The following is a 10,183-nucleotide window of genomic DNA, read 5'->3' as shown; positions in this document are numbered from 1 at the left end:
AGATGGTCATCGCCAATGAAGCTTTCCGCGTAGATTTTGTAGATGTCCTCGGTGCCCGATGGACGCGCCGCGAACCAGCCGTTTTCGGTCATCACCTTCAGGCCTCCAATCGCCTGATCATTGCCTGGCGCGTGGCTAAGAACAGTCAGGATCGGTTCGCCTGCCAGCTCAGTGGATTTCACTTGGTCCGGCGACAGCTTGCCCAGCAGCGCTTTCTGTGCAGGGTTAGCCTTGGCCTCTACTCGTGTGGAGAACGGTTCGCCCAATTCTTCAGTCAGCGCCTGGTAGATCTCGCTGGGATCCCGGCCCTTGCGTGCGGTGATTTCGGCGGCCAACAAGGCTGGAATCAAGCCGTCTTTGTCAGTGGTCCAGACACTGCCGTCTTTACGCAAGAACGACGCGCCGGCGCTTTCTTCACCGCCGAAGCCCAGAGAGCCGTCGAACAAGCCGTCGGCAAACCATTTGAACCCCACCGGCACTTCATACAGACGGCGGCCCAGGCGCTTGGCCACCCGATCAATCAGACCGCTGCTGACCACGGTTTTGCCGATGGCGGCATCGGCGCGCCACTGGGGACGGTTTTGAAACAAATAGTCGATGGTCACGGCGAGGTAATTGTTCGGTGCCAGTAAACCACCGGTTGGGGTCACAATGCCGTGGCGATCATGATCCGGGTCGCAGGCGAAGGCCACTTGAAAGCGATCTTTCAGACCGATCAGGCCTTGCATGGCGAAGCTCGACGACGGGTCCATACGAATACGACCGTCCCAATCGACACACATGAAGCGGAACGTCGGGTCGACTTCTTTGTTCACCACTTCCAGGTTCAAGCCGTAGTGCTCGCCAATGGCAGACCAATAACGCACCCCGGCACCGCCCAACGGATCCACGCCCAAACGCAGATTCGCGCCGCGAATCGCGTCCATATCGATAACACTTTGCAGGTCCGCGACGTACGTATTGAGGTAGTCATGGCGATGAGTCGTGTCGGCCTTCAAGGCTTTTTCGTAGCTCATGCGCGTGACGCCCAGCACTTTCTCAGCCAGCAGTTCGTTGGCTTTAGCTTCGATCCACTTGGTGATATGGGTGTCGGCCGGACCGCCGTTGGGCGGGTTGTACTTAAACCCGCCACTCTCTGGTGGGTTGTGTGAAGGCGTGATCACAATGCCGTCCGCCAGCCCGCTGGTGCGACCACGGTTGTAGCAGATGATTGCGTGGGAGATGGCTGGCGTCGGTGTGTACTCATCGTTTTCAGCGATCATCACCTGCACGCCGTTGGCGGCCAATACTTCCAGGGCCGTCACACTGGCCGGGGTCGACAAGGCATGGGTGTCCGCGCCGAGGAACAGCGGACCGTCGATGCCGTTGGCCTGACGGTACAGGCATATAGCCTGGCTGATGGCTAACACGTGCCATTCGTTGAAGCTCAGTTCAAAGGAACTGCCGCGATGGCCAGAGGTGCCAAACGATACCCGCTGGGCAGCCACCGAAGCGTCAGGCTGACCGGTGTAATAAGCCGTCACCAGTCGAGGGAGATCGACCAACAGTTCTGCTGGCGCTGGTTTGCCGGCAAAAGGACTGAGACTCATAAAAACCTCCATGGATGCAACAAGGACAAAATTGAATGGGCCGATTGCACCCTGCATTGGTGCTGAAGCAAAACAGGCCGGGGGCGCGGCAGTTTACTGGCAGTTTGACCACTACGCTCAGCTATCTATCCATAAGCCATTGAACGTTTTACAACTGCCACCACGCTGGCAGTAATTTTTGCACCTTGGGTTCGGCGTATCGATCATCGATCAGCATTACCACGCCGCGATCTTCTATCCCGCGAATTACCCTCCCGGCAGCTTGTACAACTTTCTGCAGGCCCGGATAAAGGTAGGTGTAATCGTAGCCGGCGCCAAACAACACCGTCATGCGTTGCTTGAGTTGCTCATTCACCGGGTTTAACTGCGCCAGGCCCAAGGTGGCGATGAACGCTCCAATCAAGCGGGCGCCGGGCAGATCGATGCCCTCACCAAACGCTCCGCCCAGCACCGCAAAACCGATGCCTTGGCTGCTCAGGGTGAATTTATCAAGAAAGGCCTGGCGCTCAGCCTCGGCCATTCCTCGCGATTGCAACCACAAGGCAATGTGTGGGTGGCGTTCGTGCATCAAGTCGGCAACTTGCTGCAGATAATCGAAGCTGCTGAAGAACGCCAGGTAGTTGCCGGGTTGTTGCAAAAACTGTTCGGCCATCAATTCAACGATGGGCGCGAGTGATGTTTTTCGATGAGTAAAGCGCGTGGATATCCGGCTGATAATGCGCACGTCCAACTGCTCGCGGGAAAACGGCGACTCGACATCGATCCATGCTGTACTGCCCGGCAGCCCCAACAGGTCGGCATAGTAATGACGCGGACTCAACGTCGCCGAGAACAGCACGGTGCTACGCGCGGTGGTCAGGCGCGGACGGATAAAATTCGCGGGCACCACATTGCGCAGGTTTAGCCGCGACACGCTGCGGGTGTCGTTCAGTTCGCGCTTGTTGACGTCGAACACGAAATGCTCGTCAAACAGCTCGGCGATTCGTGAAAACTGGATGGCTTCGAAGTAAAAGCCCTGTAACGGCCCATCCACCGCATGGGGGTGGTCATTGAAGTACTCACCGATGGCGGAGATGCAATGGCTCAGGCTTTGCAAAAATCTGCCGGGCATATCTGGATATGCCTGGTATTCGGCGTCTTGATCCTGATGTAGCGCGTTCCAGTCACGGTCCAGCCGCAGCAAGGTTTTGGCCACCGGGGCTGGAGCGATGTGCCTGATGGCGTTCATGCTTTGCTGATCGAGGCTAGCGCTGTACATCTGACGCGCGCGCTCGACCAGGTTGTGCGCCTCGTCTACCAGTACCGCCACTTGCCATTGGTTAAACTGACAAAGCCCGAACAGCAACGCACTGAGGTCGAAATAATAGTTGTAATCGCCAATCACCACGTCCGCCCAACGGGCCATTTCCTGGCTCAGGTAATACGGACAGATTTGATGCTGCAGCGCGACGTCACGCAATCCGGCCTGGTCAAGCCAAGGGTTGACCAAGGCTGCGCTTCGGGCGGCAGGCAAACGGTCATAAAACCCTTTGGCCAGCGGGCATGAGTCACCGTTGCAAGCTTTGTCCGGGTGTTCGCACGCCTTGTCACGGGCCACCATTTCCAGCACACGCAAGGTCAACTCCGGTGCGCTGTGGCGAATGACCTTGAGTGCATCCAGCGCCAGTTTTCGGCCCGGGGTTTTGGCCGTAAGAAAAAAAATCTTGTCGAGTTTCTGCCCCGGTGTGGCTTTGAGCATGGGAAACAAGGTACCCACGGTTTTGCCGATGCCCGTCGGTGCTTGCGCCATCAGACAGCGGCCAGTGCTGACGGCTTTATAAACGGATTCCGCCAGCGCGCGCTGCCCGGTTCGAAACGTTGGATGGGGAAAAGCCATCCCATCGAGCTGCTGATTGCGGGCATGGGTGTGGGCCATCTCTTGACGGGCCCAACGCAAAAACACTGCGCATTGCTCATTGAAAAATGTTTGCAGTGATAGTGCCGTGTGTTGCTCGCGGAACGTGGTTTCTTCCTCGCTGACCACGTTGAAGTACACCAACGCGACGCGCATCTCATCGAGTTCGAGCTGCTGGCAGAGTAGCCAGGCATACATCTTGGCTTGAGCCCAATGCAATTGCCGATGGTTGGCGCGCTGAGTGCTTAGATCACCACGGTAGGTTTTGATTTCTTCGAGCTGGTTAAGCGCCGGGTTGTAACCGTCTGCCCGCCCTCGGATTTTCAGGTTCAGGTATTCGCCACTGAGGGCCACTTCGGACTCATATCCATCACCACGCCTGGCCACGACGGTACGGTGACCGGCCATGCCTTCCAGTGCGGTAGGCGCCGGAGTGAAGCGCAGGTCAAGGTCGCCCACCTTAGCCGTGAACTCGCACAAGGCGCGTACGGCTACGGTATAGCGGGCATCGTCGATGGGGTTGGTGATCACTTGAGGGTTACGGCCGATTGCTGCCAACACTGGATGGGCGTACAGATACCAGTAATGGCCCGAGGCTGGCAAATGTATTTGGATAAATGGCCTAAGTTTAGCCCGCCATGTACCGTGTTTGCTGCGTGACAGCGCGGCGTCGGAGACAGCGCGCAATGCCTCCGGAACCCTGCGGCTTATAACCGCTCTTGCCGCAATGCCAGGTCCAATGAAACAAGCGCCTTGGCAACATCCTGGCTCCAGTCAAAGGCGAAGCTGATTCGCACGTTGTGCTGGTGCAGGCCTTGAAGGCTGAATACTTCGCCTGGAGTGATGAACACACCCTGTTTCAACAGCCGGTCGAACACACGGCGCATGTTCACCGGCCGATTGCTTTCAGCCCAGATTGCGCTGCCGCCGGAGGGTAGGTTGAATCGTAAACGAGCCCCCAGGTGCTCCTTAAGCAGCCCGGCCAACGCTAGCATTCGATCCTCCAACAAATGCCGCAGGTCGATCAGGTGTTGCTCAAGTCGTCCGGAGCTGTGCAGCCGAGCGATGGCTTTCTGGCGAATCGGTGGCACGCTGAATGAGCGCACCAAAAATTGCCGCTGTAACTCCATCCTCATATGCTTACACAGCAAATAGCCGTAAGGCGCTTCTGGTCCGATGAGCTTATCGAAGGCCGACATCACCATCAAACGTCGTGGATTGATCCAGTCCCGCAGCCGCTCAGCCGACGGGTCGAAGCACAGCTCGCCCTGACTATCGTCTTCCAGCACCCAAACCCCATGCCGATTCAATAGATCAGCCAATTGCCGACGGTTTTCTATAGGCGCCAGGCCATTGACCGTACTGACACGCGACGGCAATAACGCCAAGCCGATACCTTCGTCTGTCAGCACTTTATTAACCCCTCCAAGGTCGACACAGTGGCTGGCATCGACAGGCATCTCGATGACGCGAATGTCGAATGATTTCAGCACGCGCAATATCGCCCACGAACACGGCGACTCCACCAGCACGGTGCCGCCGCGCAAGGCCAGTGCATTGAGGACGATCTTGAGTATTCCGCGCAAGTCCGCCCCGATATAAACGTTATCGGAGCACCAACTGTGCATGGCGCAGCTGGTGTAGCGGTCTGCCACCGCGGTGCGTAATTCAAGCTCGCCAAACGGTTGAAAGAGCGGATTGGCGCGGCGCGGGTACTGACGATTCAGCTCACGCTCAAGCACCAGAAGCGAACTGTCCAGTGACATCAACACCGTAGGATCATCGTGACTGAGTACAAACATGCCAGGTCGCCGGGCGTAACAATGAAGAATATCGAGTACGTCTTCGCCAGCACCGGCCAGTTGGCCATCAACGCTCGGAAGCGTGAAATAACCGGATTTGGCTATTGAGCAGACCCGCCCTTCTTTCTCCAACAAGCAGTAAGCGTACTGCACCGTTGACACCGACACCTTCAAGCGAAGGGCCAAATGGCGTAACGAAGGCAGTTTCGTTACAGAGCCGCACGGGGCGTTGTCCACTAGACGATTCAGGTATCGGTAAACCGCCTGGTAGGCAAAATAGGGCCTGTCATTCATGGTATGTAGCCTTTGAAAACCTTCCATTCAACGGACAAATACTGTTTCAGGCATCAGCGCCTGGATTCCATCGGCGCGTATGACTCGCAGCTTGTCCGGATCCCCGGCGGCTACCCTGGCGATCAGGGAGGTCGGATCGCTAAAATCCACGCGTTGTTTGCCGTAAAGCGATTGCAGACCAACCTTGCTGAGACCACTGGTTTCAACCAACCACTGTGTGATCTGGTCGGGTACTTGCTGTCCCATCAGGGCTTTATGTAGATCAGGCAATGCAACCAGCATTCCCGGATGGCAATGGCGTAGAAACACTTCGAGCAATTGACCTGAATTGACGAACGGAGCAAACAGCAGGCATACCAGCTGCGCCTCATTCAAGCCATACACATCCAGGGCGTGGGCATTGGCCAACACACGCCGAGTTTCAATTTTCGAAGGGCTGTCGTAGGCGGCCATGGCCTGATCCACTAAACGCTGGGGCATTTGTTTACTGCGCATCAAGGCGTTTGCTTGCAGCAGATACTCACTCACGCCTTCCTGATAGCTGCGACCGCGCAAATAAAGGGCCTGCAAGCCTCGGACATGGGCCATCAGCATTGGCGTGGCACTGTCCGATTCGCTGAAATTGAACGAGAGGTCATCGAACTGGAAATTAAGAAATTCTGTGAGTAACGGCCAGTGGTCATCCGCGTGGCAGCTCACCAGATCGAAAATGCTGATGAAGGCAGGAACAATCGCCTTGTTCGGATAAGCCCACAAACGTCCAATCGGCTCGGCGCCTTCGTCGTACAGCTCGCGATAGTAGGCATGCCCTACCTGGCTGACGGTTTTCAGCACCCCATTAAAACTTTGGTTACGCCAGTCTGAGGGCAGCATATCGAGCCCTTGAGCCAAGCGCATGGCCCACGCTACGTATTGTTTCTGCTCCTTGCGAGAATCGCCATTGACCAGTGCACCGATACCGGTACCCCAGCATGCCGCCCGCGCATAGAAGTCCGCCAGTCCCAGATAGCCGCTGTTGCAGAAGGTTGCCCGGGATTCTCCCGCCGTCAGGTGGCCGGTTAGCAACATGTCTGAACGGGCGCGTTCGCGGCCTGCCGCTGAAAATCGTGAATCCACGCGGAACGGCCGTACTTGCTGCTGATCGACCATCAACACTTCGACGCGAGGGTCGTCGTACAGAAACAGCGCTGAATAGCAGCGGTGGATATTCTCCATCACCGCATAGGTCATCCCTGGGTGCCGCAGCGTGGCGATGCGCAAATGGAACGTCGCTGGCGATCTGTTGGCAATGCTAAGTTGCGCCGCACGCAAAAATGCGACGGTGTACGCGCTGTCTTTGCCGCCACTGAACGGCACCATCACTTTGTAACTGCCGATACGTTCAATACCGCCTGCCGCCACGATCAACCGTTGAATTAACAGTTGTAGCGCTGTGCGTTCGGCGCGATTGAAATAACCGGTCAACCGTTGCAGCACTTGCCGGTAGACATAGCTCATTGCTTGCTCATGTATGGAACTCATAAGTCGGCACCAGCGAGCGCACTAACGGTAGTTTTATCTACAGCCATCGAAAAGTCGCACCCCGTCTTTCCAGTACGATGCCGAACGCTGAATAAAACACTGGAAACGTATTGTTGTTGGACCATGACTCATTCCCTGAGCAATATTTACCGATGCATTATCAGTACTCACGAAATGATTACAAGGTACAAAAAACAGTAAAAAACCATTCAGGCGATCTATTAAACCTGTCGCGCGGCACAGGCGTTTATTATCTAAACATAATACGTTCAACTTATTAACAGCGCAGCTTGTCGACCCTAATAACCACCTACAGGCCTTGTATTCCGTGGCTTTCAAGTCCTACAGCCAATCAAACGCCTGTTCATCACATTCCTGCTTTGATTATCGTCATTGGCGTTTTCCACTTACGCCGAGTCGCCCGCCCCGCCGATGACACCCAGCCTATTAAACGTTATGTTTAGTGTTGATCACCCGTTGTTTAATGGCAGTCTAATGGGACAACACTTACGCTCCTTCAAAAAACGCGCTCACAAAAAAGCCCTCTTGAATAACCGGAGGGCTTTATGGGGGTAGCGTGATCGGTACGCTTTGCTTAAGCGACGCCGTGACACAGGCGTCGGCTCGACAACACACTCAATAATAATTACGCGGGATCAACCACCAACACCGCGCGCCCGCTGACTGGGCATTGGTCCATGTAGCGGTGAGCTGCTACGACGTCGTCAAAAGCGAAGTTACGGGTGGCCTGCGGCACTAACACCCGATCAGCAGTGAGCTGATTGATCTCACGCAAGGCGCGTTGCAGCGCGGCTTCGTCCTGGATAATGCCAATTTCTGGCCTGCCAGTGAAGTTGCCCAGGCAGTGTACGAAGAACTGAATGTTTTTCTGGAAAGCCGCACAGGCCGGAAACGGTGTCTGGTTACCGCCTTGCAAACCGTAGAGAACCAGACTGCCACGTGGCGCGAGCACATCGCCCAGGATCGACATCTGCGGGCCACCCAAGCCATCGAAAACCACATCCACGCCACGGTTATCGGTGTACTTGTTGACGGCGATGAGCAAATCCTGCTCTTCGGTAAAAATAACCTTATCAGCCCCAAGGGCAAGCAAAGCGTCGCGCTGGTCGGAGGATTTTGCTACTGCGATCACCTTCACGCCCAACGCTTTACCCAACTGCACGAACGCAGGTCCAGCGCAGTGGGTAGCATCAGTAACAAGCGCGGTCTGACCCGGTTTTACACGGGCCAGATCTACGTAAGCAAAATAGGCGACCAACAGCGGCGTATAAAAGACACTCGCCTGGATCGGGGTCAACAACTCCGGGTAGCGGGTAACGGCGGCGCGGGGCAATACGATGAGTTCACCGTAGACCGGATGCTCGTTGGCGGTGGCCGCCGGGAAGCTGGCAACCCTGTCGCCCACCGCCAGGTCAGTTACACCTTGACCTAGCGCAGAGATGACTCCGGCCATTTCCTGGCCCAGTCCGGCGGGTAAACGAGCCTGAGAAGGTGCCAGATTCTGCCGCCAGAGAACGTCATACCAGCTGATGCCGATCGCTTCGACGCGCACTTGCACCTCACCGGGTGCCGGGAGCGCAGCAGTAGATTCCTCAATCTTGAGGACCTCGGCCGGACCAAACTGATGAAAACGGATCGTGCGGGACATTTCGAACCTCGCCTAATGAACCTTAATGCCATGACTCTATCCGGGGTTTTCCGGGAACACTATCAGTGGCTATTAATAGTCGACATGTCTGTCATTAATTCTGCAGCGGTTAAAGACCGGAAAAACCATCGGCAAATTGCTGATGGATCCTGCCAAATCAGGTTCGCATTGAATAGCATGTGGGCTCGACATTGCAACCCACCTGTACGATTCGGTGATGAGGCAGTATTACTATTGGTGTGCCAGGGGCAATAGTCGTTCCGAAAATGCGCCCAGTGGTTACTGGTATTTGTCAGGGACTATCATCGCGGTTGATGATAAAACAGGTCAGGTTGAATTTATCGATGTAGAAAACAGCTGATTGCTCGTATTATTCACGTCGGCGATTTCCCCAAGCAGCCATGCCTGAGCAAAAAAATCGCAAGCCCCATGGCGTGGACCATCGCATCGACCAACGGCCCGAGATCATCTTTCTATGAATCGCAACGACCTGCGTCGCGTTGACCTCAACTTGTTAATTGTTTTCGAAACCTTAATGCATGAGCGAAGCGTTACCCGTGCGGCGGAAAAACTTTTTCTTGGCCAACCCGCCATCAGTGCGGCCCTTTCGCGGTTACGGGGTCTGTTCGATGACCCACTGTTTGTTCGCACGGGTCGCAGCATGGAGCCCACCGCTCGTGCTGTAGAGATTTTCGCGCTGCTGTCTCCGGCACTCGATTCCATTTCCACAGCAGTCAGTCGCGCCTCGGAATTCGATCCCGCCACCAGTACTACTGTGTTCCGTATCGGGCTGTCCGATGACGCGGAGTTCGCGCTGCTGCCGTCACTGCTCAAGCGCTTGCGCTCTGAAGCACCCGGTATCGTGCTAGTGGTCCGTCGCGCCAACTACATTTTAATGCCAGCCCTGCTGGCGTCTGGCGAAATTTCAATTGGCGTCAGCTACACCAACGACCTGCCAGCCAACGCCAAGCGCAAGGTCCTTCGCCGCAGCGTACCTAAATTGCTGCGCGCTGATACGGTGCCTGGCCCGTTAAGCCTGGATGACTTCTGTGCCCGCCCTCACGCGCTGGTATCGTTTGCGGGCGACCTGGGTGGGTTCGTCGACGAATACCTGGAGCAAATAGGACGTAAGCGCCATGTTGTTCTGGCGGTTCCGCAGTTCAACGGCTTGGCGACATTGATTGCGGGCACTGATATCGTCGCAACTGTCCCCGATTACGCCGCTGAAGTATTGACGGCTGCAGGTGGCGTACGCTCGGAAGACGTACCGATCGAGACCCGCACATTCGAGCTGCACATGGCGTGGCGTGGCTCCCAGGACAACGATCCGGGCGAGCGCTGGCTGCGCTCCCGGATTCAAATGTTCTTCGGCGACCCGGATAGCCTGATCTAGAGCCTTTGCGAAGGTCTCATA

General features: G+C 56.0%; 6 protein-coding genes. 1 reads left to right on the top strand and 5 read right to left on the bottom strand.

Features of this window, described 5'->3' with window-relative positions:
• From pgm to JWR17_RS14340, 5 genes are all read right to left on the bottom strand, one after another.
• Positions 1 to 1,589 (bottom strand): phosphoglucomutase (alpha-D-glucose-1,6-bisphosphate-dependent) (gene pgm / locus JWR17_RS14360; protein ID WP_299832560.1); only part of this gene is annotated, 1,589 nt, incomplete at its 3' end.
• Between the two features lie 148 nt (positions 1,590 to 1,737).
• Positions 1,738 to 4,014, bottom strand: coding sequence for an ATP-dependent DNA helicase (locus JWR17_RS14355; RefSeq protein ID WP_299832564.1), 2,277 nt, complete (start codon positions 4,012 to 4,014; stop codon positions 1,738 to 1,740).
• Between the two features lie 176 nt (positions 4,015 to 4,190).
• Entirely contained in the window at positions 4,191 to 5,579 is a 1,389-nt protein-coding gene (locus JWR17_RS14350; protein ID WP_299832558.1) for a PLP-dependent aminotransferase family protein, read from the bottom strand.
• Between the two features lie 27 nt (positions 5,580 to 5,606).
• Positions 5,607 to 7,100 (bottom strand): hypothetical protein, encoded by a 1,494-nt coding sequence (locus JWR17_RS14345; protein ID WP_299832556.1) that lies wholly within the window; start codon positions 7,098 to 7,100, stop codon positions 5,607 to 5,609.
• 646 nt (positions 7,101 to 7,746) lie between these two features.
• The gene (locus tag JWR17_RS14340; protein ID WP_299832554.1) at positions 7,747 to 8,769 is read right to left on the bottom strand and encodes a zinc-dependent alcohol dehydrogenase family protein; all 1,023 of its coding nucleotides are present in this window, start codon (positions 8,767 to 8,769) and stop codon (positions 7,747 to 7,749) included.
• 475 nt (positions 8,770 to 9,244) lie between these two features.
• Between JWR17_RS14340 and JWR17_RS14335 the strand changes: the two genes are divergently transcribed.
• Positions 9,245 to 10,162 carry a LysR family transcriptional regulator gene (locus JWR17_RS14335; RefSeq protein ID WP_299832553.1) on the top strand — a complete coding sequence of 306 codons (918 nt, stop codon included), beginning with the start codon at positions 9,245 to 9,247 and terminating at the stop codon, positions 10,160 to 10,162.
• Positions 10,163 to 10,183: the final 21 nt, after the last annotated feature.

Source organism: Pseudomonas sp. (assembly GCF_028293835.1).
Classification (GTDB): domain Bacteria; phylum Pseudomonadota; class Gammaproteobacteria; order Pseudomonadales; family Pseudomonadaceae; genus Aquipseudomonas.
The sequence above is the reverse complement of the archived record's forward strand: the minus strand, read 5'-3'. Positions and strand labels throughout refer to the sequence as shown.

Bases quoted from the DNA above. Each gene is read 5' to 3' on its own strand.
- JWR17_RS14350 (WP_299832558.1), bottom strand. From the start codon at position 5,579: ATGAATGACAGGCCCTATTTTGCCTACCAGGCGGTTTACCGATACCTG.
- JWR17_RS14345 (WP_299832556.1), bottom strand. From the start codon at position 7,100: ATGAGTTCCATACATGAGCAAGCAATGAGCTATGTCTACCGGCAAGTG.
- JWR17_RS14340 (WP_299832554.1), bottom strand. From the start codon at position 8,769: ATGTCCCGCACGATCCGTTTTCATCAGTTTGGTCCGGCCGAGGTCCTC.
- JWR17_RS14335 (WP_299832553.1), top strand. From the start codon at position 9,245: ATGAATCGCAACGACCTGCGTCGCGTTGACCTCAACTTGTTAATTGTT.